Consider the following 857-nt stretch of genomic DNA (forward strand, 5'->3'; position numbering starts at 1 on the left):
GGCTTGATGGAGCCTGGTTTAGCCAGTACCTGACCACGTTCGATTTCTTCACGTTTGATACCACGCAGCAGAACACCTACGTTCTCACCAGCACGGCCTTCGTCCAGCAGTTTGCGGAACATTTCAACGCCAGTACAGGTAGACTTAACGGTGTCTTTGATACCAACGATTTCAACTTCTTCGCCAACTTTGATGATACCGCGCTCAACACGACCGGTAACAACGGTACCACGACCGGAGATGGAGAATACGTCTTCGATTGGCAGCAGGAACGGCTTGTCGATAGCACGCTCTGGCTCTGGGATGTAGCTGTCCAGGGCTTCGGCCAGTTCGATGATTTTCGCTTCCCACTCAGCTTCGCCTTCCAGCGCTTTCAGCGCGGAACCGCGGATCACTGGCAGGTCGTCGCCTGGGAAGTCGTAAGCGGACAGCAGTTCGCGAACTTCCATTTCTACCAGTTCCAGCAGCTCTTCATCATCAACCATGTCGCATTTGTTCATGAATACGATGATGAAAGGAACGCCAACCTGACGACCCAGCAGGATGTGCTCACGAGTCTGAGGCATTGGGCCGTCAGTCGCAGCTACTACCAGGATCGCGCCGTCCATCTGAGCAGCACCGGTGATCATGTTTTTCACGTAGTCGGCGTGCCCTGGGCAGTCAACGTGCGCGTAGTGACGAGTCGGGGTGTCATACTCAACGTGAGAGGTGTTGATGGTGATACCACGAGCTTTTTCTTCTGGCGCGTTATCGATCTGGTCGAAAGCACGTGCAGAACCGCCGTAGGTTTTAGCCAGAACGGTGGTGATCGCTGCAGTCAGGGTAGTTTTACCGTGGTCAACGTGGCCGATAGTACC

General features: G+C 54.3%; 1 protein-coding gene. It reads right to left on the reverse strand.

All coding sequences use genetic code 11. The annotated features are described in order from the left end of the window. Positions 1-857 (reverse strand): elongation factor Tu (gene tuf, locus ACJ8J5_RS24740; RefSeq protein WP_127147055.1); only part of this gene is annotated, 857 nt, incomplete at both ends.

Source organism: Serratia sp. CY43202 (assembly GCF_052168755.1).
GTDB classification, from domain to species: Bacteria; Pseudomonadota; Gammaproteobacteria; order Enterobacterales; family Enterobacteriaceae; genus Serratia; species Serratia bockelmannii.